Raw genomic sequence first — 25634 nt, 5'->3', positions numbered from 1 at the left:
GTGCCCAGCCCTTGAACTCTGAGGGCGCTTTCAGAACGCCCTGGCGTACTGCCTCGGTGCCTTGACCTCCGCACCCAGCTGCCGTGCCGCGTGCAACGGCCAGTACGGGTCGCGGAGCATCTCGCGCGCGAGCAGCACCAGGTCAGCGGAACCGTCGTTCAACACCTGTTCGGCCTGCGTCGCCTCGGTGATCAGGCCGACCGCACCCGTGGGCACGTCTGCCTTGCGTCGCACCGCCTCGGCGAGCGGCACCTGGTAGCCGGGCCCGATCGGGATGTCCGCCTGCGCGGTGTTGCCACCGCTGGACACGTCGATCAGGTCCGCACCCGCGGCCTTGAGCGCCTGTGCCAGCACAACGCTGTCGTCGGCGGTCCAGCCGTCCTCCACCCAGTCGGTGCCCGAGATCCGCACGAGCACCGGCACGTCCGGGCCGACCGCTGCCCTCACCGCGGCGGTGACCTCGACGGGAACGGCGATGCGTTCTTCGAGGCTGCCCTCGTTCGTGAGCGGCGAGTAGAACTCGTGGAGCAGGTAGCCGTGGGCGGCGTGGATCTCGATGACCTCGAAGCCCGCTTCCACGGCTTTGATGGCGCCTTCGACGAACGCCCTGACGATGCTTCCGTGGTGTTCGAGCTTCTCCGGCGTGTTAAGGCCGGGGAACGGCTCGATGGTCGGCGCGACCGGAACCCAGTCGCCGAACGCCTTGCGCCCGGCGTGCGCGAGCTGGATGCCGGGGACCGAGCCCTGCGCCTTGATGAACCTCGTGATCGGCTGCCAGGCCTTGACCTGCTCGTCGTTCCAGATGCCGACGTCTTCCGGCGAGATGCGGCCGCGCGGCTCGACCGCGGTGGCCTCGGCGATGACCAGGCCGGCGCCACCTACGGCGCGGGAGCCCAGGTGGACCAGGTGCCAGTCGTTCGGGATGCCGTCGGTCGCCGAGTACTGGCACATCGGGCTCACCGCGATGCGGTTGGGCAGGGTGACCGAGCGCAGGGTCAGCGGGGAGAACAGCAAGCTCACGGGAAGCTCCCTTGAACGGTTCGTAGGGCTACGAACCGTTCAAGGAGGGGGTGGCGGCGTGTTGTTCCCCGAGGTGAGGTCGTCTCAGTCACCGGGAGGTTGCGCTGCGGAGTCGATCACACCGCGTTCGCGCAGGACTTCGGGCGTGTACCCCGCAGGCCAGGTGGTCTTGGCATCGGCATGCGCGCCCCGCAGATCCGCACCTTCCAGATCCGCTCCGCGCAGGTCGGCTCCTTGGAGGTAGGCCTCGCGCACGGAGGCCTTCCGGAGGCTGGCACCCGCCAGTTTGGCCAAGCGGAGATCAGCTGCATGCAGGTCGCAGCCATCCAGCCGAGTGCCGGGCAACCACGCGCGGGCGAGGTTGGACCGGCGGATCAACGCGCCGCTCAGATCGTGGTCCTCCAGGTAGGCGCTGCGCAGGTCGACATGGGACAGTCTCACCGGTGGCGCGTCGCGCGCCTTCGGCTGACGTGCGAGAACGACCAGAGCGGTCTCGACGTCCTGGGCACGCATCCACAACCACGGCAAGGTTTCGTCGACGGTCGGCGTCGGATGTTCCGGCGCGCCCGGCGACCCGGCCGGCCACGGAGATCGGTTGCGCAGAAAACTGCCGATCGTGGTCTGAACGAACCGGCGGTCCTCTGCGGAGTTGTTGGCGATCCTCTCCAACGCGTAAAGCGCGCCGATCCGCACGTCGACGTTGTCGCTGCCGAGGTGCTCGACTGCCCGGCTGTAGCGGTCGGTGATCTGCCCATCCCTGTTGACGCGGACCTGGTACCAAGTCGCGGTGGCACCGATGACGACCAGCAGTCCGGCGACGGCCTGAAGCAGGGTCGAGCGCACGTTGTTCCGAAGCTGTTCCTGTGCCTGCTGCAGTTGGATCCTCTTGTCCGCTTCGGCCACCTGCCGGAGTTCGGCGTCAGGCAGATTCGCAACCTGCAACTGCGGCACGACGACGATCACCGCGAGCAGGACGAGAACTCCGATTGTCACGAGCCAAGCGGTCCGCCGCGCCACGGTCGGCAATCCTCGTCGACGACCTCGGCGCGGCGGTATCCGCTGTTGGGGTTCAGCTCAGGTAGCGGACCTGCCTGGCCTTGCCCTCCAGCACTTCCTCCCGAGCGGCCGCGATCTCCGGCCGGTGCGAGGTCTCCGGCACGCCGACCTCCCACCACGCCCCGGCCTCGGTCCACGACGACGGGTGCGTGCGGATCACCACGACGGCCGGCCGCTTCTCGCCGACCGCCACCTCGCGGGCCTTGCGGTAGGCGCCTTCGAGCTCACCCAAGGACTCCACCGGGAACACCGCGCAGCCCATCGCGGCGGCGTGACCGGCGAAGTCGGTGCGCGGGGGTTCGGCGTGGGTGGAGAGGCAGTCGCCGTACAAGTTGTTGAAGCCCGCGCCGCCCTGGCCCGTTTGCAGGCGGTGGATCACCGCGTAGCCGTCGTTGTCGCAGACGACGGCCACGAAGCCGTGGCCCGCGAAGGCCGCCGAGAACAGTTCGGAGTTCAGCATCAGGTACGAGCCGTCGCCAAGCAGGGTGGTGACCACGCCGCCGGTGTGCGCGATCGCGGCGCCCCAGGCACCGGCCAGTTCGTAGCCCATGCAGGAGAAGCCGTACTCGACGTCCATCGTGGCCTCGCCGGACGCGCGCCAGCCGCCGATCAGCTCGCCCGGCAGGCCGCCGGACGCGGTCATGACGTAGTCGGTCGGGCCGCTGACGTCGTTCACCACGCCGACCACCTGCGCGTAGGTCGGGAGGCCCGCGGACGGCTTGCGCAGGGCGGTGATGTGCTCGTCCCACTTCGCGCGTTCGGTCAGGGCGCGGCGGGCCCAGTCCGGCGGGGCCTGCCAGGAGCCCAGGACGTCGGTGAGTTCGCGCAGGCCCTCGTCGGCGTCGGCGACCAGGGCGGTCGAGCCGTGCTTCACCGCGTCGAAGCGGGCGGCGTTCAACGAGATCATCCGCACGTCTGGCGAGAAGACGGTCCACGAGGCGGTGGTGAAGTCCTGCAGGCGGGTGCCCACCGCGATGACCAGGTCGGCCTCGCCCGCCAGGACGTTGGCCGAGGTCGAGCCGGTGATGCCGAGCGGGCCGGCGTGCAGCGGGTGGTCGTGCGGGACGAGCGTGCGGCCCGCGGTGGTCTCGGTGATCGGGATGTTGTGCTGCTCGGCGAAACGCAGAGCGCGGCCGGCGGCACCTGAGTAGCGGACGCCGCCGCCGAGCACCAGCAGGGGGCGGGAGGCACCTCGGACTGCCCTGGCGGCCTCGGCCAGCGAGTGCAGGTCGGGGCGTTGGCGCAACGGGCGGTGGACGACCTCGGCGAACAAGGACTCCGGGAAGTCGTAGGACTCGGCCTGGACGTCCTGCGGCAGAGCCAGGGTCACGGGTCCGCAGTCGGCCGGGTCGGTCAGGATCCGCGCCACCTGCGGAAGGGTCGACAGCAGCTGCTCGGGGCGGGTGATGCGGTCGAAGTAGCGGCTGACCGCGCGGAAGGCGTCGTTCACCGTCGTGGTCGGGTCGTGGAAGTGCTCGACCTGCTGCAGCACGGGGTCGGGGGCGCGGCCGGTGAAGGTGTCGCCCGGCAGCAGCAGCAACGGCAACCGGTTGGCGTGGGCGACGCCCGCGGCGGTGACCATGTTCAACGCGCCGGGGCCGATCGACGACGTGGCGACGCCGACCTGGCGGCGGTGCGAGGCCTTGCCGATGCCGACGGCGGCCAGCGCCATGCCCTGTTCGTTGTGGCCGCGCCACACCGGCATGCGGTCGCGGACCTCCTCCAGCGCGTTGCCGAGGCTCAGCACGTTGCCGTGGCCGAAGATCGCGAACACGCCGGGGAACAGCGGCGCGTGCGAGCCGTCGAAGAGTTCGGTGCGCTGGGCCAGCATCCAGCGGACCAGTGCCTGCGCGGTCGTGAGCTTCACTTGACCCGCCCCTCAGCAGTCGTGACCGGGCAACGGGGATCGAGTTCCTGCGTCGCCCAGCTGTCGCGGACCCACGTGTGCGCCGGGTCGTCGCAGAAGGCCATCGAGCGCTCGGCACCCGGTCCGGCGAGAACGTTCAGGTAGTACATGGGATATCCCGGCGCCGCGACGCACGGACCGTGGTAGCCCCGAGGGATCAGGAACACGTCACCGTCGCGCACGGTCACGTCCTCGTCGATCGTGCCGTCGTCGGTGTACGTGCGGTGGAAGCCGAAGCCTGTGCGGGAAGGCGTCACGCCGTCGCGGTCGGCGATGCGGAAGTAGTAGATCTCCTCGTTGTTCACCTCGCACGGCTCCGAAGAGTCGTGCTTGTGCGGCGGGTACGAGGACCAGTTGCCGTCCGGGGTGATCAGCTCGCACGCGTTGAGCTTGTCCGCGTGGTCCCACACGCCCGGCACACCGAAGTTGGTCACCTGTCGGGTGGCGTTGCCGGAACCGCGCACCTCGACCGGAACCGCGTCGGCCGGGCCGTACTTCGGAGCAAGACGCCGGGTGCACCGAGCCATCGGCAAAGCCACTTCACAACCGTCTACAGAGGACAGAGCGACCGAGGCGTCGCGCGGAACGTAAGCGAAGTCCGTGACACGAGTGAACACCGAGTCACGGCCCTGCAGTTCGTAACGCTCGGAATCGACGTCAACCGTCAAGGACCCGGCCAGCGGCAGCACGAAGGCCTCGAACTCGCCGGTCTCGACGATGCGCGACCCACCGGCCTCGATCCGCAGCACGCGAAGTCCCGTGTACGCCCAACCCGCGTCCTCCGGCGTCAGCGAAATGACGTCCGAGGAAGTCGAGAGCGTCCCCTGTGGACGGTGCAACGTCATACCGTGACTCCCTTTGCGGTACGCAGGATTTCGGCAGCGGCGGCAACGGCGGCGGCGACATCACCGTCCGGCGGGTAGAGCAACGCACGGCCGACGACCAGGCCGCGCACGGTCGGGTGGCGCAGCGAACGGCCCCACGATGCGAGGTCGTCCTCGGGATTCGCCGACGGCACGCCGCCGAGTACCAGAGCGGGCAGCGCCGTGGTGTCCAGCACGATCTCCGGCTCGTCCGGCGCGGGCAGCTTCAACCAGGTGTACGCGGAGGTCGCTCCCAAGCCCGCAGCCACGGCCGATGCCCGCGACAAGGCCGCGGAATCCTTCTGCAGCACCAGCTTGTCGTTATGATCACGCTTGTAGGGCAACGGCTCGACCATCGCCATCAGGCCGTGTTCAGCGAGTTCGGTGACGGCTCGCGCGCAGCCTTCCAGGGTCGGGATCGTGCCGGGGTCCGAGTCGACCAGGCGCAGCAGCATCTTGCCGCCGTCCAGCCCGAACGTCGCGATGGACGCCGCGTCGTAGGCGGTGAACCTGTCGTCGATCTCCCAGTCCGCACCGGCCAGGCCACCGCGGTTCATCGAGCCGATGACCACGCGCTCGTTGAGGCCGTCGAGCAGCAGCAGGTCCTCGATCACGTCCGGTGTGCCGAGCACACCGTCGACCTCCGGATTCGCCAGCGCTGTCAGCAACCGGGCGAGCAGCGACCGTCGGTCGGCCATCGCCAGCGGATCACCGCCGACGCCCAGCGCGCCCCGCGCCGGGTGGTCCGCCGCGACCAGGAACAGCGTGGACTTGCCGTTCAGCAACGAATTGCGCCGCTTGCGCAACTGGTACGCCCGCCTGATCGAGCCGGGGTCCTCAGCCCGCCGCCACAGCAGTTCGCGCCACTGCCCATCAGTGATCACAGCAGCTCCTCGATCTCTTTCTGGTCCGGCATCGCGTCGGCGCAGGCCAGCCGGGACGCCACGATCGCCCCGGCCGCGTTGGCGTAGCGGGCGATCTTCACCGGGTCCCAGCCCGACAGCAGGCCGTGCACCAGCGACCCGCCGAACGCGTCACCGGCTCCCAGCCCGCAGACCACCTCGACCGGGTTGGGCTCGACGGTCCACCTGCCCTCCGGCGTGGCCACGAGAACGCCCTCTGCGCCCTTCTTGACCAGTGCCAGCGACAGTCCGCGGGCCAGCAGGCGGTCCGCGGCCTCGTCGGGGTCGGACGTGCCGACCGCGACCTCGACCTCGGTCCGGTTTCCGACGGCGACCGTGACGTGGTCGAGCATCCAGCCGATCTCGGCGCGCGCGGTCTTGACGTCCGGCCAGAACATCGGCCGGTAGTCGAGGTCGAGCACCGTGTGCGACTTGCGGTTCCGACTGGCGAGCATCATGCGCTGGGTGCCACGGGCGGGTTCGGCGGAAACGCCGGTGCCCGTCACCCACAGCAGCGGGACGTCGCGCACGAGGGACCACGGCACGTCGTCCTCGTTCAACGTCAGGTCCGGCGCGGTCGGCAGCCGGTAGAACAGCAGCGGCGGGTCCGCCGGCGGGTTGAGCTCGCAGAACACCACCGGGGTCAGCAGGTCGGGCGAGGTGCCGACGTGCTCCGACGACACCCCGAAGCCCTCGAGCGCCTGGCGGACGTAGGTTCCGAAGCCGTCAGGACCGACCTTGGTGAGGACACCGGCCCTGCGCCCCAGCCGCGCGGCGGCGACCGCGACGTTGGTCGCGGTGCCGCCGAGCGACTTGGCGAAGGTGCTGACCTCGGCCAGCGGCACCCCCGACTGCTCGGGGTAGAGGTCGACACCGACCCTGCCGACGGTCAGCACTTCCAGAGACGACGTCACGCCTCGACACTCCTCAGCTCGTGCGCGAGGGCTTCGAGTTCGGCGCCACCGGCCATCTGGCGCGTGAGCTCCTCGATGCCGATCTCCGACTTCTCGTAGCTGCCCAGCGCGCGGCCGCGCTTGAGCAGCAGGAACCGGTTGGCGACCGGGTAGGCGTGGTGCGGGTTGTGCGTGATCAGCACGACGCCGAGGCCGCGATCACGGGCCTGGGCGACGTACTTCAGCACGACACCGGCCTGCTTCACGCCGAGAGCCGCGGTCGGCTCGTCCAGGATCAGCACCTTGGCACCGAAGTGCACCGCGCGGGCGATGGCGACGCACTGCCGTTCACCACCCGACAGCGTGCCGACCGGCTGTTCCACGTCGCGCAGGTCGATGCCCATGTCGGACAACGCCTTCTTGGTGATCTCCCGGCCCTTCCTGCGGTCCAGGAAGCCGAAGCGGGTGGTCGGCTCGGAACCCAGGAAGAAGTTGCGCCACACCGACATCAGCGGCACTACCGCGAGATCCTGGTACACGGTCGCGATGCCGCGGTCCAGCGCCTCGCGCGGCGACGAGAACCTGACCTCGTCGCCCTCGACCTTGAACGAGCCCTGGTCGTGCTGATGGACTCCGGCCAGGATCTTGATCAGCGTCGACTTGCCGGCGCCGTTGTCGCCGAGCACGCAGGTGACCTCACCCGCGTTGACCACAGTGGACACATCGCTCAGCGCGATGACGCTGCCGTAGGTCTTGCCGATGTTCTCGACCTCGATGAGTGACGTCATCGCTTCACCCTTTCCGCCCGACGGCGAAGCATGTTGTTCACCAGCACGGCCGCCAGCAGCATCACGCCGAGGAACAGCTGGAACCAGTCGCTGTTCCAGCCCGCGTAGACGATGCCCTGCCGCGCCATGCCGAAGATCAGCGCGCCGATCGCCGCGCCCACCGCGGAACCGAAGCCGCCGGTCAGCAGACAGCCGCCGATCACCGCCGCGATGATGTACTGGAACTCCAGGCCGATGCCCTGGTTCGCCTGCACGCTCGCGTACCGCAGGATGTTGATCGAGCCGACGAGCCACGCGGCGAACGCCGTCGTCATGAACAGCAGGATCTTCGACCGCACGACCGGCACACCGACCGCGCGCGAGCTCTGCGCGGCACCACCGATCGCGAAGATCCAGTTGCCGAACTTGGTGCGCACCAGCACGGTCGAGGCGATGACCGTGAACAGGACCCACCAGATGATCGACACGTAGAAGCTGGCGCCACCGATCTGGAACGTCGAGGCGAACAGGAAACCCGCCGACTCGTAGCCCTCGGTGGCACGCATGCCCGACACCTGCACGCTGCCGGTGACCAGGCGGGTGACGCCGAGGTTGAGGCCCTGCAACGCGAGGAAGCTGCCGAGCGTCACGATGAAGCTCGGCAGGCCCGTGCGCATCACGAGCCAGCCGTTCAACGCGCCCACCGACAACGCGAAGGCGAGCGACACCAGCAGTGCCAGCCAGACGTTGAGGCCCAGCTGGGTGGCGAGGAGAGCCGTGACGAGCGCGGTGGACGCGGTCATGACACCGGCGGACAGGTCGAACTCGCCACCGATCATGAGCAGCGCCACCGCGACCGCCATGATGCCGAGCATGGAGGCGTCGTCCAGCCACGTGGCCGCGCCGCCCAGGCTCAGGAACTGCTCGGTGACCACGGAGAAGAACAGGAACACGAGCAGTGCGCCGAGCATGGCGCCGATCTCCGGACGCACGACCAACTGGTCGAGCAGCCTGGGCTTGCTCAGCCGTTCGTCGGCAGCCGGTGGAGCCTTGGCCGTCACGGTCATCTCCCCGCTCACTCCTTACCGCTTGCCGTTCTTGGCGTACTCCGCGACCTTGTCCACATTGGACTTGTCGACGAAGCCGGGACCGGTCAGGACGGGCTTGCCACCGCCGAGCGTGTTGGCGTTGTCCTTGAACAGCTTCAGCATCACGATCGGCAGGTAGCCCTGCTGGTACTGCTGCTGGTCGACGGCGAAGAGCACCTCGCCCGCCTTGATCGAGTTGACCACGTCCGCGTTCAGGTCGAACGTCGCGACCTGCGCCTTCGAGCCCGCGCCCTTGATGGCGGACGCCGCGTTCACGGCTACCTGCGGGTTCAGCGTGAGCACGCCGTCGACCGCGGTGTCGGACTGCAGCTTGGCCTTGATGCGGGCCTCGATGTCGGTCGGGTTGCTGATGTCGACCTGCAGGTTCTCCACCGCGCCGCCGAAACCGGTGCGGGCACCGTCGCAGCGCTGGTTGAGGCCCGTGTTGCCGGCCTCGTGGATCACGCACAGCAGCTTGGTCCGGCCGGCCGCCTTGAGCTTCTTGCCGGCTTCCTCGCCTGCGATCGACTCCTCCTGGCCGACGTGCGCCATGGCACCGAACTCGGCGCTCTTCGCGCCGCCGGAGTTGATCGTGATGACCGGGATGCCCGCCTTCACCGCGTTCTCGATGGAGGTCTTCAACGCGTCCGGGTTCGCCATCGACACCACGATGCCGCCGACCTTCTGCGACACGGCGTTGTCGATCAGCTTGGCCTGGGCGCCGGGGTCGCCGTCGGAGTTGTAGGTGACGCCGACGCCGAGCTGCTTGCCCGCGTCCTCCGCACCGACCTTCACCACGCTCCAGAACGCGTCACCCGCGGTGCCGTGCGTGACGACGGCGACCTTGAGATCACCGCTCGCCGGCGCGCTGTTGTTCTGCGTGTTCTGGGTGTTGGTTCCCGTGGGACCGCTACAAGCGGCGAGTAGAGCAACTGCGAGTACGGTGCTTACTGCACCCGCGCGGATGACCAAGCGAGACTTCATCGTCTCCAGTCCCTTCAGAGGATCTTGCTGAGGTGCGCGAGGCTGCGCGCGGTGTCCTTCAGTGGCTTGTCCACTGGACTTCCGTCCTTGAGCCGCGTGTCCTGCTCAAGCACGAACCATCCGGTGTAGCCCGCCTCTTGAACGAGCTTCACCAGCGCTTCCACGTCCACGTCGCCGTCCCCGAGCGGCACGTAGATGCCCTGTTCCACGGCATCGGTGTAACTGAACTCGCCGCTGCGCACCTTCGCCGCGATCTCGTCACGCACGTCCTTGAGGTGCACGTGACCGATCCGGTCCGGGTAGCGGCGCGCCAGCTCGACCGGGTCCGTGCCACCGATGAGGAGGTGGCCGGTGTCCAGGCAGAGCTGGAGATCGGAGTCCGCGAGGAACCTCTCGACCTCCGCCTCCCGCTCGACGTGGGTGCCCACGTGCGGGTGCAGCACGGTCTTGAGACCGTGCCCGGCGGCGATCTCACGGATCTTCGCGCAGGTGTCGACGAGGGTGGTCCACTCGTCGTCAGTGAGCTGGGGGCGCTCGTCGTAGCCGTCGAGCCCGGTCGCGGCAGCGAGCACGAGCACCTCGGCCCCGCCGGCCCGGAGGATCCCGGCCACGCGGTCGGCTTCGTCCAGAGTGGACTGCACGTCCGTGTGCAGCGTGACCGCGAGGAAGCCGCCGACCAGCGTCAGCTCGAACTCGCTGAGCATCGCCTTCAGTGCACCGGGGTCGGCCGGCAGGTAGTCGGGCGGCCCGAGCTCAGTGGCCGACAGCCCCAGTTCGTTCATCTCGGTGAGCACCGTCGTCGCGGGCAGGACGTTGCCCCAGCCGGGAACCTCGCACACGCCCCACGAGATCGGTGCTCCAGCGATCTTCGCCATGCTCTCAGTTCCCCTCGATCCGCACCGGTGCGCCCGTGCGGCGCGACCGCTCACACGCTTCAGCCAGACGGAGGCTGATCAGACTCTCCCGCGCCGGTGACGGGTTCGCGACTTCGCCCGTGATGACCTGCGTGAACAGGTTCATCTCGTTGACGTACGCACGGTGGAAGCGCTCGGGGAAGCCGGGGTAGGCGTCCGGTCCGGCCACGTGGCCACCGGGCTCCAGCGAGTTCAGCGGGGTGCGCGGGTCGACGCCCGCGACCAGCGAGTCCTTGCTGCCGAGCACCTCGATGCGGTGGTCGTAACCGACCGGATCGTGGCGGCCACCGGCCAGCGTCGCGTGCGCACCGCCCGCGAACTTCAGCATCACGACCGCGTTGTCCACGTCGTCGGCGTCCGCGAACGCCTGGTGCACCAGCACCGAACCGCTCGCGTAGACCTCGACGACGGGCTCGCCGACCAGCCACGGCACGCAGTCCAGGTCGTGGATCAGCAGGTCGCGGAAGATGCCACCGGACGCGGGCAGGTAGGAGAAGTCGGGCGGGTTGGCGTCGTTGCCGACCGCCCTGACCAGGTAGATGTCGCCGACCTCGCCCGCGCGGATGCGGCGGTTCAGCTCGTAGATGGCCGGGTCGAACCGGCGCTGGAAGCCCACGAGGACCTCGACCCCGGACTTCTCGACGTCCTCGACCAGCGCGGTCATCTCGGTGAGGTCGCTCGCGATCGGCTTCTCGCACAGCGTGGGGACACCCTGGGCGATCGCCGCGCGCAGCATCTCCGGGTGGGTGTTCGTCGGGGTGGCGAGCAGCACGCCGTCGACGTTGCCGAGCAACGTGTCGAGGTCGTCCACCGCCTTGGTTCCGCTCAGCTCAGCCGACGCCTGCGCGGCGCGACCGGGCACCGGGTCGAAGAGAAGCACCTCGTCGACTCGATCCAGTGCGGCGAGGTTGGTCGCGTGCATGGTGCCGATCCTGCCGACACCCGCTACTCCGATCCGCATCGCAGGTTTCCCCTGTTCTCGGCCGTGATGTGTTAGAGCGCTCTATTGGTTGGAGCGCTCTAATGCTGTAACTTCGGCCACAGGGTGTCAAGAGGGGAGGTGGTTCCAGATGGTCAGACCGACGATGGAAGACGTCGCTCTGCGCGCGGGCGTCTCCCGTGCACTGGTGTCACTGGTGATGCGCGGCTCACCCAAGGTGAGCGAGATGCGACGCACTGCTGTGCTGAAAGCCGCGGAGGAACTGGGGTACTCGCCGCACGCGATGGCGCGGTCGCTGGCTTCACGCACGTCGACGGTGCTCGGCGTGATGGTGTCCGACCTGCACAACGCGTTCTTCGCCGAGGTCGTCGACGGCATCGACGAGGTCGCGCGCGAGCAGGGGTTCGACATCATCATCAACACCGGCGGCCGCTCGCCCGCCCGTGAACGCCGCGCGCTGGAGTCGCTGCTCTCCTTCCGCCCCGCCGGGCTGATCCTGCTGTCGCCCGTCGTCCCGGCGACGGCGATCGGCAAGGCCGCTGAACAGCTACCGATCGTGCTCGTGGCCCGATCTTCGCGCGTGTCCACAGTGGACACCGTGAACGACGATGGCGAGCAGGGCGCCCGATTGGCCGTTGATCACCTCGTATCGCTGGGGCACAAGAGAATTGCCCATTTGGACGGCGGTGAAGGCACCCAGGCCGGACCTCGCCGGCGCGGCTACATCGCGGCCATGGAGGCGCACGGGCTCACGCCGCAGGTCGTGTCGTCGGAGTACACCGATGCGGCCGGTGCGCGAGCGATCCGTTCGTTGCTCTCGGACGGCGCCCTGCCCACGGCCATCCTGTCCTGCAACGACTTCAACGCCGTCGGCGCCATCTCGGCGCTGGAGGACGCCGGGTTGCGCGTGCCTCAGGACGTTTCCGTCGTGGGGTACGACAACACTTCGCTGGCGGCACTCCGCCACGTCTCGCTGACCACGATCGACCAGCCCCGTGCCGAGTTCGGCCGGCTGGCCGCGGTCGCCCTGCTGCAGCGGGTCCGCGAAGAGCGCACCGAACCCGTGCGCCACCTCCTCAATCCCTCTCTCGTCGTCCGCAACACGACCGCTCCTCCAGCGACTTCGCGTCGGTCGTCCGACCCCCTCTTCTCGTCAACCGCCGCAGGCGATTCGGCTGGAAGCGGGGACCGGACGGCCGACTCACAGGCGAAGTCGCCGGAGCGGCGAAGCCGCGACCAATAACACGGAGGCGCAAGTTGAGCACCATCCCCCACTGGATCGACGGCGCCCGCACCACTGGGGTGTCGTCCCGGACGTCCGACGTCTTCAACCCGGCCACCGGAGAGGTCGCCGCGCAGGTCGTGCTGGCCGAGCAGGCCGACGTCGACCTCGCGGTGTCGTCCTCGCTGAAGGCCGCGCAGTCCTGGTCGGAGTCGTCCCTGTCGACCCGCAGCCGGATCCTGTTCGCCTACCGGCACCTGCTGCACGAGGCGCGCGACGAGCTCGCCGCGATCATCACGTCCGAGCACGGCAAGGTGCTGTCCGACGCCGCCGGCGAGGTGCAGCGCGGTCTCGAGGTCGTCGAGTTCGCGTGCGGCATCCCGCAGCTGCTGAAGGGCGAGCACTCCGAGCAGGTTTCGCGCGGGGTCGACGCGTACTCGCTGCGCCAGCCGCTCGGTGTGGTCGCGGGCATCACGCCGTTCAACTTCCCCGTGATGGTGCCGATGTGGATGTTCCCCATCGCCATCGCGACCGGGAACACGTTCATCCTCAAGCCTTCCGAGCGCGACCCGTCCGCGTCGATCCGCCTGGCCGAGCTCTTCCAGGAGGCGGGCCTGCCCGACGGTGTGCTCAACGTGCTGCAGGGCGATGCCTTCGCGGTCAACGCGTTGCTGGACCACCCGGACGTCTCCGCTGCCTCGTTCGTCGGCTCGACCCCGATCGCGAAGCACGTCTACTCGCGCGGCACCGCGGCCGGCAAGCGCGTTCAGGCCCTGGGCGGCGCGAAGAACCACATGGTCGTGCTGCCGGACGCCGACCTGGACGTCGCCGCAGACGCCGCCGTCTCCGCCGGTTACGGCTCCGCGGGCGAACGCTGCATGGCGATCTCGGTCGTCGTCGCCGTGGGCGAGACGGGCGACGCGCTCGTCGAGAAGATCGCCGCGAGGACCCGCGACCTGCACCCGTCGGTGCTGCCCGGCACGGATCCGTCCGCTCAGATGGGCCCACTGGTCACCGGCGTGCACCGGGACAAGGTCCGTTCCTACGTGGACGCGGGCGAAGCTGCCGGCGCGACGCTCGTCGTCGACGGCCGCGGTTACGCGCCGGAGGGTGCGGAGAACGGTTTCTGGCTCGCCCCAACGCTCTTCGACCACGTCACCCGCGACATGACGATCTACACCGACGAGATCTTCGGGCCGGTGCTCTCGGTCGTGCGCGCCGACACGTTCGAGGACGCCGTGGAACTGGTGAACGCCAACCAGTACGGCAACGGCACGGCCATCTACACCGGTGACGGGCTGGCCGCGCGCGAGTACCAGCGACGCGTGCACGTCGGCATGGTCGGCATCAACGTGCCGATCCCCGTGCCGATGGCCTACTACTCGTTCGGCGGCTGGAAGGACTCGCTGTTCGGCGACACGCACGTGCACGGCGCCGAGGGCGTCAAGTTCTACACCCGCGCGAAGGCGATCACGGCTCGGTGGCCGCAGCAGCACGGCGTGAACCTGGGCTTCCCGACGCACGGCTGATCCGTTCGGCCCAACGGTGGCACTGTCCGCATTCAGCGAACAGGGCCACCGTTTGTATTTGGTACGAACCAATTCACACACCCGCGACCCGCTGATCTGGGCCGACGAACTAAGCGAACGATTGTCCTGCTGCAAATTTCCAAAGTTCGCTGATCATGGAATATTCCGACACAGCTCGTCCGTTCGACAAAGGTGCTGGACACGGCGGTAGGATCCGCGCTCACACAGCCGAACAACGCTTCCTTTCTCGCGGGCGCGATCCCGTTCGTTACAGCGCTTGCGGGAAAGGAAGAAGAACGCCGCAGCAGGAGGACCGAACACGATGTCGCCCAGCGAGGACGACAGTCCGTTCGCGACAGCACGCCGCGCCACCACATGTACCGAGTTCATCTGCGCGCTGAACCAGCTGCGCCTGACCAGAGGTTTGTCGTACCAGCAGGTGTCGGACAGCGCAGGTACCGGAGTGCTGCCGAAGAGCAGCGCTCACGCGCTGTGCACCTTCCGGTTCCCGAAGCGGGAAGACCAGCTCCGGGCCTTTCTGACCGGGTGCGGAGAGCCGGCCGACGCACGCGACGAGTGGGTGGAGCAGTGGCGGCGCGTGGCGGCCTCCCGCGCCAACAGGAGGCCGCACCCCGCTGCTCAGCTGGTCCAAAGCTCGGCCAGGGGTTTCTCACCACCGGAATGAGCATTCCGGCACGTTCGCGAGCCTAACGGCCCGCAACGGTGCCCACCAGACTGTTGGACGGCATTGGACGTGGTCAATACGACCAATTGCCCACCGCATGGTCAAGGCCGCCGGAAAAAGTGACAAAAACTGGTCAGTTGGACTTCGTTGGACGATGCCGGACGCCGTTGCACGGGACATGAAAAACCTGGACGGAGATTCGGTTGGCAATCACCCGTGCGAGTGACAGGATCGTGGTCAAGCCGTTATGTCGCGGAGTTTCTGCAGCAACGCCAATTGCCCGCACGGACGCTTTCCGCACATCCGGCTTCTCTCTGTTCCGCCAACCCAGCTGGTCCGCCCGGCGCACGGTGCCGCCCTGCGCCGGGTCCCCCCATCCAGGAGTTCGCATGACCACCACCCCGTACCACGGGGCACTGCACCCGCGGCGAAAGTGCACCACCTCCACCGCCAGCACCGTCCTGCTGGCCGCGACCGCGTTCGTCTTCACCGGCTGGATGCTCGCGCAGGGTCACTCGCCGGTCGTCGCCGTCGCCACGACGAGCGCAGTTCTGGCCGTGACCACCGCGGTGAGCCGCAGCCGGTTGTTCAGCGCCAGGTTCGGCCCGCTGCCGCCGGCCAACCCGATGGTGATCTGGCAGGGCGAAGAGCGATGACCTACCCGGAGGGCGATCCGCTCGAACGCCTGAACCGGCTCTGGTCGCAGCTCCTGCTTGGACTGTCCAGGCCTGGCAGGCGGGCCGAGGCGCTGGCGGCGTACCGCGAGGTGCGCGTGATCCTCAGGGCCGAGCTCGGCATCGACCCTGAGCCTGCGTTGCCGTTGGTCGCGACGTCGACCGCCGAGCTGCGGGCGGCGACGGCGGCCGAGTTCATCGAGCTGCTGAGGACGATCCACGTGCGGTCCGGGCTGACCCTGCCGGAGGTTTCCCGGCGGGCGGGCCAGGTGCTGCCGCGCAGCCAGGTCTACTCGTTGCTCAAGCGCGGCAGGCTGCCGACGAAACCCGAGCAGGTGCAGGCGTTCGTCACGATCTGCGGGTTGCCCGAGCCACAGGTCGCGCGTGTGATGGAGCTGTGGGTGACGTTGCGGGAGCAGACAGAGTTGGCGGTCAGCGCCACGGAGGACGACAAACCGTTCGCGATCCTGATCGTGCGCAGTGCTTGACGCACGCGGGGCCCAGCGTTCCCAGAAGGAAACGCCGGGCCCCACCTGCCGTTTTCAGGCGTCGACCTTCTCGCGCTCCGGAGTGGGAGCGGCAGGAGGAGTCGGCTTCGGCAGGAACTTCCTGATCAGCGGGAAGAACACGATCACCAGCACGACGATGTAGACGATGACCGCCATCGGGCTGTTGACCAGGCCGGTCAGCGAGCCGTCCGAGAGCTGCAGCGAACGGCGCATCTGCTGTTCCGCGGCCGGGCCGAGGATCACGCCGATGATCGCGGGCAGCACCGGCAGGCCGTAGCGGCGCATCCCGAAGCCCAGCAGGCCGATCACGAACATCAGCAGCAGGTCGAAGATGTCCGCGTTCACCGCGTAGGCGCCGACCGAGGCGAAGAACAGGATGCCCGCGTAGAGGTACGGACGCGGGATGCGCAGCAGCTTCGCCCACAACGGCGCCAGCGGCAGGTTCAGCACCAGCAGCAGCGTCAGGCCGATGAACAGCGACGCGATCAGCGCCCACACCAGGCCGGACTCCCGCTGGAACAGCAGCGGGCCCGGCTGGATGCCGTACTGCTGGAACGCCGCGAGCATCACGGCCGCGGTGGCCGTCGTCGGCAGGCCCAGGGTCAGCATCGTGACCAGAGTGCCCGCGGCGGAGGCGGAGGCCGTGGACTCCGGGCCCGCGACGCCTTCGATGGCGCCCTTGCCGAACTCGTCCTTGTGCTTGGAGAGCCGCTTCTCCGTCACGTACGACAGGAAGGTCGGGATCTCCGCGCCACCGGCGGGGATCGCGCCGAACGGGAAGCCGATCGCCGGGCCGCGCAGCCACGGCTTCCAGGTGCGCTTCAGGTCCGCACGGGACAACCACGGCCGCCCCACCGGGATCGGCTCGAACGGCTTGCGCCGCAGGTGAGCCGCGACCCACAGGGCCTCGCCGACTGCGAACAGCGCCACGGCCACCACGACGATGTCGATGCCGTCGGCCAGGTGCAGCGAGCCGAACGTGAGGCGCTGCTGGCCCGTCATCTCGTCGAGGCCGACCAGGCCGAGGGTCAGGCCGATGAGCAACGACGCCACACCGCGGATGCGTGAGGAACCGAGCACCGAGGTCACCGCGATGAACGCGAGCACCATGATCGCGAACAGGTCCGGCGCGCCGATGTCGACGGCGTGCTTGGCCACGAACGGTGCCAGCAGGACGATCAGGAGCGTGCCGATGATGCCGCCGGTGAAGTGGCCGATGGCAGCTGCTGCAAGCGCTTGCGCACCACGTCCCTTGCGGGCCATGGGATTGCCTTCGAACGCGGCGACCACCGCCGCGCTCTCACCCGGTGTGTTCAGCAGGATCGACGTCGTCGAGCCGCCGAACATGCCGCCGTAGTAGATGCCGGCGAACATGATGAACGCGCCGGTCGGCTCCATGCCGTAGGTGACGGGCAGCAGCAGGGCCACCGCCATCGCCGGGCCGATGCCGGGGAGGACACCGATCGCGGTGCCCAGCAGCACGCCGATGGCGGCGAGCAGCAGGTGTGTCGGCGTCAGCGCGGTCGCGAAGCCGTCGAGCAGTTGTTCCACCTAGAACACCTCCATCAACGGGCCACCGGGGAGCGGGACGCCGAGCAGGTTGTTGAAGATCACGAACGTGAGGATCGAGAGACCGGCTGCGATCAGCGGGTCCCGCACGTACGCCCTGCTGCCGAGCGCGTAGGCCGCGCCCCAGAACAGGATCGCGCCGGAGATCGGGAAGCCGACCACGCCGATCAGCGCGGCGTTCGCGAGGAAGGCACCGCACAGCAGCAGAACCGTGCGCCAGTCGGCGGGTGCGGACAGGTCGACGTCCTCGCCGGCCTCCGCCTCGCCACGACCGCCGCGCAGCACGTCACGGGCAAGCAGCGCCGCGACGAGCAGGAGCAACGAGCCGACGAGGATCGGCACCGCCTTCGGGCCGACCGGGCCGCGCTGGGCGAAGTCGGTGGGGATGCGCAGCGCGTCGGTCAGCACCAGCACGCCGAGCACGACCAGCAGGGCGCAGATGCCCAGCTCAGAGCGTTCTCGCAACCAACTCTTAGTCGCTGTCATGCCAGCCCCAAGTCCTTCAGCACCGTTGCCACCCGCTTGTTCTCGTTTTCCAGGAAGGTCTTGAACTGGTCTCCCGGTGCGAACGCGTCGGTCCAGCCGTTGCGCTGCAAGGCCTCTGTCCACTGCGGCGTCTTCTGCAGCCGCGCGAACACGTCGACCAGCTTGTCGCGGTCGGTCTGCGTGATGCCGGGCGGCGCCACGATGCCGCGCCAGTTGGTGAACTCGACGTCCACACCGGCTTCCTTGAGCGTCGGCGCGTCGATGCCGCTGATGCGCTTCGCGCTCGTCACTGCGAGCACCCGCAGGGTGCCGGCCTGGATCTGGTCGCGGTACTCGCCGATGCCGGAGACGCCGAACGCGACCTTGCCGCCGAGCACCGACGCCAGCAGCTCGCCACCGCCGTCGAACGGGATGTAGTTGACGCTCTTGGGCGCCAGCCCGACGCCCTTGGCCATCAGCATCGGGGCCAGGTGGTCGGGTCCGCCCGGTGCCGAACCGCCGCCGACCGTGACGGTGCCGGGGTTGGCCTTCCACGCGTCCACGAGTTGTTGCAGCGATGTGTACGGCGAGTCCTTCGAGACCACAACGATGTCCGGTTCCTCGATCAGCCTCGCGATCGGGGTGGTGTCGAGCAGCGAGTTCGGCGACTTGTTCGTGTACACCGCGCCCACGACACCCAGGCCCATCGACATGATCAGCTTGCCGTTGCCGCGCTCACCGACCGTGCGCCCGAGTCCGACCGTGCCGCCAGCGCCGGGGAGGTTGAACACCTCGGCGTTGCGCAGCAGGTCAGCGTCCTCCATGGCCTTCGCCGCGGTGCGGGCCGTGATGTCGTAACCGCCACCCGGCTGGTTCGGCACCAGCACGCGCAGTGACCGCACCTGGCTGGTCTCGCCGCTGTCCGCACCCGGCGTCAGCAGCGGTGGCACCAGCAGGACGGCGAGCAACGCCGTCGCCACCGCCACCCACACCTTCACCGACACTGTGATCCCCGCCTCTCGTCTGCGTGGTTCGACATGTTGCTCTGGTGTAAACCTTGATGTCGCTCTTGCGCTTCTAAGGTTTCTTTCGGTCTTTCTGGTCACGGGAGGTTTCATGCGCCGCCGCCGTTCCCTGGCCAGCCAGCTCCTAGTGTGGCAACTCGTCGTCGTCACGTTGCTACTGTGCGCGGTCGGCGCGCTGACGGTCGTCCAGACGGGCAGCAACTTTCGCTCCAACGAGGAACGCCGGATGCTGTCCGTCGCGGAGACGGTGGCGGCCAACTCGCTGGTCCAGGAGCAGATGGGCAACTGGCGCCTGCTGTCCGCGCCCGCCGAGACGGCCCGCAGCCTGTCCGGCGCCTCCTACGTGCTGATCCTCGACGACCGGCGGCTCGTGATCGCCTCGCCGGACCCGGCCCAGATCGGGTCCACTCTGGACACCAGGACCACCGCGCTGGAAGGCAGGTCGTGGACGGGGACGGTCGGCGACTCGATCGAGGCGCACGTGCCGGTGTTCGATCCGGTCAGCCGCAAGGTCAACGGCATGGTGATCGCGGGCGCCGAGGAACCGGGGATCTTCGCGGGTGCGCTGTCCCAGCCGGTCGACGTGCTGCGCTACCTGGCGATCGCGCTGGTCATCGGCGTGACCGGGTCGCTGCTGCTGGCCCGCCGCGTGAAGAACCAGACGCTCGGGCTGGAGCCGCACGAGATCACCGCGCTGGTGGAGAACCGCGAGGCGTTGCTGCACGGCATCAGGGAGGGCGTCGTCGGCCTCGACGCCCAGAACCGGATCACGCTCGTCAACGACCACGCGAGCGACCTGCTGGCACTGCCGGACGACGCGCTCGGCCGCTCTGTCGAGGAACTGGAGCTCAACGACCGGCTGCGCGACGTCCTGACCGGCCGCGCGACCGGTGTCGACCAGCTGGTGCTGCGGCAGGGCGTCGTGCTCACGCTGAACCGCATGCCGATCGAGGGCGCCGGCGCGGTCGTGACGTTGCGAGATCGCACGGAACTGCTTGCGCTGCAACACGAACTGGACGCGTCGCAGCACGCGACGGACACGTTGCGGGCGCAGGCGCACGAGTTCGCGAACCGGCTGCACACGATCGCCGGCCTGATCGCGCTGAAGGAGTACGACGAGGTCACCAACTACATTCACCAGATCAGCTCGGCCCAGGACCAGTGGAGGGCCGAGGTCAGCGCGTGCATCGGCGACCCGGCCGTGGCCGCGTTGCTGATCGCCAAGGCCTCGCTGGCCGCCGAGCGCGGCACGGCGCTGCGGATGGAACCGGACAGCGTGCTGGGGCGCGTGGACGAGGCGTTGTCGGCGGATCTGGTGATGGTGCTGGGAAATCTCGTCGACAACGCGTTGGATGCACTGAGTTCGCTGAGCGCCAACGGAGCTCAGAAGTGGATCGAGGTGGGTGTGATGCAGTTGGACGACGAGGTCCAGGTCGTCGTGCGCGACTCCGGCCCCGGTGTGGCGCCGGAACTGGCGGAAGAGGTGTTCCGGCACGGGTTCACGACCAAGGCGGCATCGCACGGCGAGCGCGGCATCGGCCTCGCGTTGATCAGACGGGCGTGCCTGCGGCGCGGTGGCTCGGTGAACGTGTCGGGCTCGGTCTTCACCGCAAGGCTGCCCTGGTGATCCGGGTGCTCGTCGTCGACGACGACTTCATGGTGGCCAAGGTGCACAGCGGCTACGTCGCGCGCACCGAGGGTTTCGAGGTGGCCGGGGTCGCGCACACCGGCGGGGACGCGTTGCAGCTGGTGGCATCGTTGAAGCCGGATCTGGTGCTGCTCGACATCTACCTGCCGGACCAGAGCGGCCTGGAAGTGCTGAAGTCGTTGCGCGCCAACGAGGACGTGGACGTCATCGTGATCACCGCCGCGACCGACGTGGACACCGTGCGCAGTGCGATGCGCGGTGGCGTGCTGCACTACCTGATCAAGCCGTTCGACTACTCGGCACTGCGCGACCAGCTCGCGCACTTCGCGTCTTTGCGGGACAAGCTGCACCGGCTGGACACGGCGGGACAGGCGGACGTGGACCAGGTGTTCGGGGCACGACCCACCTCGAAACCGTTGCTGCCCAAGGGTTTGACACCGGAGACAGCGCGGCTCGTGGAGAACGCCCTGCGCTCGCACCCGGACGGGCTGTCGGCGTCGGAGTGCGCGTCGTCGACCGGCGTCGCACGGGTGAGCGCGCGCCGGTATCTGGAGCACTTCGTGAGCACTGGACGGGCCGAGGTTCGGTTGCGGTACGGCGGAACCGGTCGGCCGGAACGGATCTACGGGCTAGTCCCAGGAGCCTGAGCGGCCGCGTTTGGTCTCCGCGCGCCGCTTCTTGCCGGCGATGCGGCGTTCCTTCGAGCCCTTGCTGGGCTTGGTCGGCTTGCGCATCGGCGGCGGCGGAGCGGCCGCCGCCCTGAGGATCGCGGCGAGGCGTTCCCGTGCGGCTGCGCGGTTCTGCAGCTGCGCACGGTGCTCGGACGCGGCGATCGTGAGCACGCCGTCGACCAACCTGTTCTCCAGGCGATCGAGCATCCGGCCCTTGAGGTGCTCGGGGACCGACGGCGAGGCAGCCAGGTCGAACGAGAGCTCCACGCGGCTGTCCGCAGTGTTCACTCCCTGCCCGCCCGGCCCACCTGACCTGGAAAAACGTTCGCGCAACTCAGACGCCGGGATCACCAGCGTCCGAGTCACGGTCACGTCGTTCATGCCTCCAGGCTAATGGGTGAGGCCCGGCAGAGTCGCGATCTTTATCAGCTCCTCGCGGTCCAGCACCGGTTCCGGCCGCTGCGCGGCACCGAGCAGGTCGGCCTTCCCCCAGAACCTGGAGTCGAACCTGCCGACGTTGTCGCTGGTGACCTGGATGTGCGTGCCGTCCGGGCGCCACGCCTCAGCCAGCAGCACCTTCTGGTTCGTCATCCCGGGCAGGGTCATCAGCGCGATGGTGACCTTGATGCCGTTGCGCTCGTACACGTGACATTCGTTGATGGTGTCGTTGCAGTCGCCGGTGCTGAGCCGGGGTTCCCGGTCGAGCCAGATCGTGACGCCACCGACACCCTGCGCGTCTCGCAGCCGTGCCACGGCCCAGCGCTTGCTGTCGCGGTCGCGGAACTCGAACGCCGTCGCCCGGATCTCCGCGACGTCCTCCACCGCGAAACCGGTCGGGATGACGTCGGCGGTGCGCAGGATCTGGGTGAGCACCACGTTGCGGTCGACGGCTCCGGACGCCGCCGACACCCCCTCGTCCTTCATCGTCACCTGCGACTGCAGCACATAGCCTGTCGAGCCCAGGCCGACCAGCAAGACCATCGACAGCGCGCCCGCGATGGCCGTGCGCCTGCGGGTGAGCTTGGCCTTGCCCTTGCGGATGACCTCCGAGCGGTAGATCCGCAGCTGCGGCTCGTCCTCCAGCAGGTCGCGCAACGCGGCGAGCCCCTTGGCCGCCTGACTCTTCACCGTGCCCTCCGTCCTGCCGAGGATGCGGGCGGTCTCGGTGATGCTCAAGTCCTCCCAGTACCGCAGCACGACGACGGCGCGCTGGCCCGGCGGCAGGGCGTCCAGCGCCAGGCGCAGGTCGAAGTCCGCCGAGTTGTCTGTCACCGCGGGCTCCGGCACGGCGTCAACCGTGCGTTCACGCTGGAAGAATCCGCGCCTGGACTCGTCGACGGCGGTGCGCACCAGCACCTTGCGCGCGTAGGCGTCGACGCTGTCCTTGCGCACGCGTGACCAGGCCACGTAGAGCTTGATCAGCGCGGTCTGGACGATGTCCTCGGCGCGGTGCCAGTCGCCGCACAGCAGGTACGCCGTGCGGCGCATGACGAGAGCGCGTGCGTCGACGAACTCCCCGAACTCGCGGTCGCGATCCAAGTGCCCCCTCCTCGGTCGCCGCTTAGTACGCGACGACGACCGTAGGGGGTTGCCTCAGAACCGAGGATGGTCGCCGACGACTTCGGCGCCGCCCACCTCGGACTTGGTGACCTCGCCGAGCACCCACGCCGGGACGTGGCGAGCGGTGAGCACGGCCAGCGCGCGGTCGACGTCCTCGGGCGCGACGACGGCGACCATGCCGACGCCCATGTTGAACGCCTTCTCCATCTCCTCGCGCTCCACCCGGCCGCGCTGGGCGATCAGCTGGAACACCGCGGGCGGCGTCCAGGTGCCCCGGTCGAGCTTCGCGTGCATGCCCTGCGGCAGCACACGGGCGAGGTTCGCGGCCAGGCCACCACCGGTGACGTGCGAGAACCCGCGGACCTCCGTCTCGGCGATCAGCGCGAGGCAGTCCTTGGCGTAGATCTTGGTCGGCTCCAGCATCTCCTCGCCGAGGGTGCGGCCGAACTCCTCGACGTGGCCCTCGAGCGGCATCCGCGCGATCTCCAGCAGCACGTGCCTGGCGAGCGAGTAGCCGTTGGAGTGCAGGCCGGACGAGCCCATGGCGATCACGACGTCGCCGTCGCGGACCCGGTCCGGGCCGAGCAGCTTGGACTGCTCGACCACGCCGACGCCGGTGCCGGAGATGTCGTAGTCGTCGTCGCCCATCAGGCCGGGGTGCTCGGCCGTCTCGCCGCCGAGCAGCGCGCAACCGGCCTGGACACAGCCCTCGGCGATGCCCTTGACCAGCGCCGCGATCTTGTCCGGCACGACCTTGCCGACCGCGATGTAGTCCTGCACGAACAGCGGCTCGGCACCGCAGACGACCAGGTCGTCGACGATCATGGCGACCAGGTCGATGCCGATCGTGTCGTGCTTGTCCAGCGCCTGCGCGATCGCGATCTTGGTGCCGACGCCGTCCGTCGACGACGCGAGGACCGGCTCCTTCCAGCGGTCGAGCTTGAGCTGGAACAGGCCGGCGAAGCCACCGATGCCACCGAGCACCTCTGGCCGGTGCGCCTTGGCCGCCCACGGCTTGAGCTTCTCCACCGCCTCGTCACCTGCGGCGATACTGACTCCGGCGGCGGCGTAGGTGGCCTTGGCGCTGTCGGTCACGTCAACTTCTTCCACTTGGATCTGTCAGCTCAGGGACGACGCAAGGCGTCTTCGGCACCATAGCCGTTCGGCAGAACAGGAGCGGCCGAGCCCGACACGCCCTTGAGTCCCTCGAGCAGGTGCTTGCCGATGAGCGCGTCCGGAGGCAGCTCGATCGGGTACTCGCCGTCGAAGCACGCCGAGCACAGCCGCGTCTTGGGCTGCTCGGTCGCGGCGACGAGCTGTTCGAGCGACACGTAGCCGAGCGAGTCGGCGCCGACCGAGCGGCGGATGCCGTCGTCGTCCAGCCCGTTCGCGATGAGCTCCGCCCGCGAGGCGAAGTCGATGCCGTAGAAGCACGGCCACTTGACCGGCGGCGACGCGATCCGCACGTGCACCTCGAGCGCACCGGCCTCGCGGAGCATGCGCACGAGCGCGCGCTGGGTGTTGCCGCGCACGATCGAGTCGTCCACGACGACCAGCCGCTTGCCGCGGATGACGTCGCGCAGCGGGTTGAGCTTCAGCCGGATGCCCAGCTGGCGGATGGTCTGCGACGGCTGGATGAACGTCCGGCCGACGTAGGCGTTCTTGACCAGGCCCGACCCGTACGGGATACCGCTGGCCTGGGCGTAGCCGATCGCGGCCGGGGTGCCGGACTCCGGCACCGGGATCACCAGGTCGGCCTCGACCGGGTGCTCCTTGGCCAGGCGGCGGCCGATCTCGACGCGGGTGGCGTGGACGGACCGTCCGGAGATCGTCGTGTCCGGCCGCGCCAGGTAGACGTACTCGAAGATGCAGCCCTTGGGCTCAGGCGTCGCGAACCGGCTGGACCGCAGCCCGTCGCCGTCGATCGCGATGAGCTCACCCGGCTCGACCTCGCGCACGAAGCTCGCGCCGACGATGTCGAGCGCCGCGGTCTCGCTCGCCACGACCCAGCCGCGCTCCAGCCGGCCGAGCACCAGCGGACGCACACCGTGCGGGTCACGTGCCGCGTAGAGCGTGGACTCGTCGGAGAACGTCAGGCAGTAGGCGCCTTTCACGGTGGGCAGGAGCTCCAGCGCAGCCTGTTCGATGCCCTTGTCGGCCGCCGCGTGGGCGAGCAGGCCGCAGAGGATGTCCGAGTCGGTGGTCGCGCCGTTGCGCTCGACGATGCCGAGCTCCTTGGCCTTGTCGAGCAGCTCGGCGGTGTTCACCAGGTTGCCGTTGTGGCCGAGGCTCAGGCCCGATCCGGCAGCGGTGGTGCGGAACGTCGGCTGCGCGTTCTCCCAGGTCGTGGACCCGGTGGTGGAGTAACGGCAGTGCCCGACGGCCACGTGGCCCTTGAGCGACTGCAGCACCTGCTCGTCGAAGACCTGGCTGACGAGACCGAGGTCCTTGAAGACGACGACCTGCGCCCCGTCCCCGACCGAGATGCCGGCGGCCTCCTGGCCGCGGTGCTGCAGGGCGTAGAGCCCGTAGTAGGTCAGCTTCGAGACGTCCTCACCGGGAGCCCAGACGCCGAAGACGCCGCACTCCTCACGGGGTTCCTGTTCGGGCTGGGAATGGTCGGCGACCACCGAGTTGGCTCCCTCACGAGTGGGGCTGGCTGCAACCCGAGTGTAAGTGGAGCAGGGGGCCAACTACCCCCTTCGCACCCCCGGTGAGGTGACCAAACTCATGCCTTCCGGCAC

The 25634-nt window shown here is 68.8% G+C and carries 24 protein-coding genes and 1 pseudogene; 7 read left to right on the top strand and 18 right to left on the bottom strand.

The features are described 5' to 3' along the window. Positions 1 to 30: 30 nt before the first annotated feature. From ABFX45_RS12530 to ABFX45_RS12480, 11 genes are all read right to left on the bottom strand, one after another. Positions 31 to 1020, bottom strand: a complete 990-nt coding sequence (locus tag ABFX45_RS12530) for an NADH:flavin oxidoreductase/NADH oxidase (protein ID WP_109629308.1) — start codon at positions 1018 to 1020, stop codon at positions 31 to 33. Positions 1021 to 1104: 84 nt separating this feature from the next. After that, positions 1105 to 2013: a pentapeptide repeat-containing protein gene (locus tag ABFX45_RS12525; RefSeq protein WP_146231349.1), complete on the bottom strand. Its 909-nt coding sequence runs from the start codon at positions 2011 to 2013 to the stop codon at positions 1105 to 1107. 76 nt (positions 2014 to 2089) lie between these two features. After that, positions 2090 to 3943: a 3D-(3,5/4)-trihydroxycyclohexane-1,2-dione acylhydrolase (decyclizing) gene (iolD, locus tag ABFX45_RS12520; RefSeq protein ID WP_346129801.1), complete on the bottom strand. Its 1854-nt coding sequence runs from the start codon at positions 3941 to 3943 to the stop codon at positions 2090 to 2092. After that, positions 3940 to 4827, bottom strand: a complete 888-nt coding sequence (gene iolB / locus ABFX45_RS12515) for a 5-deoxy-glucuronate isomerase (RefSeq protein ID WP_109629314.1) — start codon at positions 4825 to 4827, stop codon at positions 3940 to 3942. Before iolB ends, iolD begins: the two co-directional genes overlap by 4 nt. After that, positions 4824 to 5729, bottom strand: a complete 906-nt coding sequence (locus tag ABFX45_RS12510; RefSeq protein WP_346129798.1) for a Cgl0159 family (beta/alpha)8-fold protein — start codon at positions 5727 to 5729, stop codon at positions 4824 to 4826. The genes iolB and ABFX45_RS12510 overlap by 4 nt, the downstream gene beginning before the upstream one ends. Then, entirely contained in the window at positions 5726 to 6661 is a 936-nt protein-coding gene (gene iolC / locus ABFX45_RS12505; RefSeq protein ID WP_112226583.1) for a 5-dehydro-2-deoxygluconokinase, read from the bottom strand. The genes ABFX45_RS12510 and iolC overlap by 4 nt, the downstream gene beginning before the upstream one ends. After that, positions 6658 to 7428, bottom strand: a complete 771-nt coding sequence (locus ABFX45_RS12500; protein ID WP_109629321.1) for an ATP-binding cassette domain-containing protein — start codon at positions 7426 to 7428, stop codon at positions 6658 to 6660. Before ABFX45_RS12500 ends, iolC begins: the two co-directional genes overlap by 4 nt. Beyond that, complete coding sequence (locus ABFX45_RS12495) at positions 7425 to 8474, bottom strand: ABC transporter permease (protein WP_112226582.1); 1050 nt, start codon at positions 8472 to 8474, stop codon at positions 7425 to 7427. The genes ABFX45_RS12500 and ABFX45_RS12495 overlap by 4 nt, the downstream gene beginning before the upstream one ends. A gap of 15 nt (positions 8475 to 8489) precedes the next feature. Beyond that, positions 8490 to 9479, bottom strand: a complete 990-nt coding sequence (locus ABFX45_RS12490) for a sugar ABC transporter substrate-binding protein (RefSeq protein WP_109629325.1) — start codon at positions 9477 to 9479, stop codon at positions 8490 to 8492. Between the two features lie 14 nt (positions 9480 to 9493). Continuing rightward, a complete protein-coding gene (locus tag ABFX45_RS12485) occupies positions 9494 to 10354 on the bottom strand; it encodes a TIM barrel protein (protein WP_109629327.1) in 861 nt (286 codons plus the stop codon). A 4-nt stretch (positions 10355 to 10358) separates the two neighbouring features. Further along, a complete protein-coding gene (locus ABFX45_RS12480) occupies positions 10359 to 11354 on the bottom strand; it encodes a Gfo/Idh/MocA family protein (protein WP_109629329.1) in 996 nt (331 codons plus the stop codon). 109 nt (positions 11355 to 11463) lie between these two features. On the opposite strand from ABFX45_RS12480, the gene ABFX45_RS12475 reads away from it, so the two are divergent. The 5 genes from ABFX45_RS12475 to ABFX45_RS12455 all read left to right on the top strand — a co-directional run bounded on the left by ABFX45_RS12475 (position 11464) and on the right by ABFX45_RS12455 (position 15931). Further along, positions 11464 to 12576, top strand: coding sequence for a LacI family DNA-binding transcriptional regulator (locus tag ABFX45_RS12475; RefSeq protein WP_346129793.1), 1113 nt, complete (start codon positions 11464 to 11466; stop codon positions 12574 to 12576). A gap of 14 nt (positions 12577 to 12590) precedes the next feature. Beyond that, positions 12591 to 14084: a CoA-acylating methylmalonate-semialdehyde dehydrogenase gene (locus ABFX45_RS12470; RefSeq protein WP_346129791.1), complete on the top strand. Its 1494-nt coding sequence runs from the start codon at positions 12591 to 12593 to the stop codon at positions 14082 to 14084. 322 nt (positions 14085 to 14406) lie between these two features. Then, positions 14407 to 14769, top strand: coding sequence for a hypothetical protein (locus ABFX45_RS12465; RefSeq protein WP_346129789.1), 363 nt, complete (start codon positions 14407 to 14409; stop codon positions 14767 to 14769). Positions 14770 to 15158: 389 nt separating this feature from the next. After that, positions 15159 to 15425, top strand: coding sequence for a hypothetical protein (locus ABFX45_RS12460; RefSeq protein WP_346129787.1), 267 nt, complete (start codon positions 15159 to 15161; stop codon positions 15423 to 15425). Next, entirely contained in the window at positions 15422 to 15931 is a 510-nt protein-coding gene (locus ABFX45_RS12455) for a BTAD domain-containing putative transcriptional regulator (protein WP_346129785.1), read from the top strand. Before ABFX45_RS12460 ends, ABFX45_RS12455 begins: the two co-directional genes overlap by 4 nt. Positions 15932 to 15985: 54 nt before the next feature. Here ABFX45_RS12455 and ABFX45_RS12450 read toward each other — a convergent pair whose 3' ends face one another. The 3 genes from ABFX45_RS12450 to ABFX45_RS12440 are packed head-to-tail and all read right to left on the bottom strand — an operon-like array spanning position 15986 to position 18972. Further along, positions 15986 to 17503, bottom strand: a complete 1518-nt coding sequence (locus ABFX45_RS12450) for a tripartite tricarboxylate transporter permease (RefSeq protein ID WP_112226575.1) — start codon at positions 17501 to 17503, stop codon at positions 15986 to 15988. Further along, positions 17504 to 18007 (bottom strand): tripartite tricarboxylate transporter TctB family protein, encoded by a 504-nt coding sequence (locus ABFX45_RS12445; RefSeq protein ID WP_109629345.1) that lies wholly within the window; start codon positions 18005 to 18007, stop codon positions 17504 to 17506. Further along, positions 18004 to 18972, bottom strand: a complete 969-nt coding sequence (locus ABFX45_RS12440; protein WP_233439236.1) for a Bug family tripartite tricarboxylate transporter substrate binding protein — start codon at positions 18970 to 18972, stop codon at positions 18004 to 18006. Before ABFX45_RS12440 ends, ABFX45_RS12445 begins: the two co-directional genes overlap by 4 nt. A gap of 130 nt (positions 18973 to 19102) precedes the next feature. On the opposite strand from ABFX45_RS12440, the gene ABFX45_RS12435 reads away from it, so the two are divergent. Both ABFX45_RS12435 and ABFX45_RS12430 read left to right on the top strand, forming a co-directional pair. Next, positions 19103 to 20638: a sensor histidine kinase gene (locus ABFX45_RS12435; protein WP_109629349.1), complete on the top strand. Its 1536-nt coding sequence runs from the start codon at positions 19103 to 19105 to the stop codon at positions 20636 to 20638. Beyond that, complete coding sequence (locus tag ABFX45_RS12430) at positions 20635 to 21306, top strand: response regulator (RefSeq protein WP_346129782.1); 672 nt, start codon at positions 20635 to 20637, stop codon at positions 21304 to 21306. The genes ABFX45_RS12435 and ABFX45_RS12430 overlap by 4 nt, the downstream gene beginning before the upstream one ends. Here ABFX45_RS12430 and arfB read toward each other — a convergent pair. From arfB to purF, 4 genes and pseudogenes are all read right to left on the bottom strand, one after another. Further along, on the bottom strand, positions 21289 to 21711 hold the full coding sequence (gene arfB, locus ABFX45_RS12425) for an alternative ribosome rescue aminoacyl-tRNA hydrolase ArfB (RefSeq protein WP_109629351.1): 423 nt from the start codon (positions 21709 to 21711) through the stop codon (positions 21289 to 21291). The two genes, ABFX45_RS12430 and arfB, sit on opposite strands and share 18 nt — an antisense overlap. A 699-nt stretch (positions 21712 to 22410) precedes the next feature. Further along, positions 22411 to 22869, bottom strand: a pseudogene (locus ABFX45_RS46420) (SigE family RNA polymerase sigma factor); the annotation flags it as partial. Between the two features lie 54 nt (positions 22870 to 22923). Continuing rightward, on the bottom strand, positions 22924 to 23985 hold the full coding sequence (gene purM, locus ABFX45_RS12415; RefSeq protein WP_346129777.1) for a phosphoribosylformylglycinamidine cyclo-ligase: 1062 nt from the start codon (positions 23983 to 23985) through the stop codon (positions 22924 to 22926). A 29-nt stretch (positions 23986 to 24014) separates the two neighbouring features. Next, positions 24015 to 25520, bottom strand: coding sequence for an amidophosphoribosyltransferase (gene purF, locus ABFX45_RS12410; protein ID WP_346129775.1), 1506 nt, complete (start codon positions 25518 to 25520; stop codon positions 24015 to 24017). Positions 25521 to 25634: the final 114 nt, after the last annotated feature.

The organism is Lentzea roselyniae (assembly GCF_039537795.1).
Taxonomy (GTDB): domain Bacteria; phylum Actinomycetota; class Actinomycetes; order Mycobacteriales; family Pseudonocardiaceae; genus Lentzea; species Lentzea atacamensis.
Note: the sequence above shows the minus strand (reverse complement) of the source record. Positions and strands in the feature narration are given on the sequence as shown.

Coding starts and splice junctions, on each gene's coding strand:
- iolB (WP_109629314.1), bottom strand. CDS start 4,827: ATGACGTTGCACCGTCCACAGGGGACGCTCTCGACTTCCTCGGACGTC.
- ABFX45_RS12500 (WP_109629321.1), bottom strand. CDS start 7,428: ATGACGTCACTCATCGAGGTCGAGAACATCGGCAAGACCTACGGCAGC.
- ABFX45_RS12495 (WP_112226582.1), bottom strand. CDS start 8,474: ATGACCGTGACGGCCAAGGCTCCACCGGCTGCCGACGAACGGCTGAGC.
- ABFX45_RS12490 (WP_109629325.1), bottom strand. CDS start 9,479: ATGAAGTCTCGCTTGGTCATCCGCGCGGGTGCAGTAAGCACCGTACTC.
- ABFX45_RS12485 (WP_109629327.1), bottom strand. CDS start 10,354: ATGGCGAAGATCGCTGGAGCACCGATCTCGTGGGGCGTGTGCGAGGTT.
- ABFX45_RS12480 (WP_109629329.1), bottom strand. CDS start 11,354: ATGCGGATCGGAGTAGCGGGTGTCGGCAGGATCGGCACCATGCACGCG.
- ABFX45_RS12475 (WP_346129793.1), top strand. CDS start 11,464: ATGGTCAGACCGACGATGGAAGACGTCGCTCTGCGCGCGGGCGTCTCC.
- ABFX45_RS12465 (WP_346129789.1), top strand. CDS start 14,407: ATGTCGCCCAGCGAGGACGACAGTCCGTTCGCGACAGCACGCCGCGCC.
- ABFX45_RS12460 (WP_346129787.1), top strand. CDS start 15,159: ATGACCACCACCCCGTACCACGGGGCACTGCACCCGCGGCGAAAGTGC.
- ABFX45_RS12455 (WP_346129785.1), top strand. CDS start 15,422: ATGACCTACCCGGAGGGCGATCCGCTCGAACGCCTGAACCGGCTCTGG.
- ABFX45_RS12445 (WP_109629345.1), bottom strand. CDS start 18,007: ATGACAGCGACTAAGAGTTGGTTGCGAGAACGCTCTGAGCTGGGCATC.
- ABFX45_RS12435 (WP_109629349.1), top strand. CDS start 19,103: ATGCGCCGCCGCCGTTCCCTGGCCAGCCAGCTCCTAGTGTGGCAACTC.
- arfB (WP_109629351.1), bottom strand. CDS start 21,711: ATGAACGACGTGACCGTGACTCGGACGCTGGTGATCCCGGCGTCTGAG.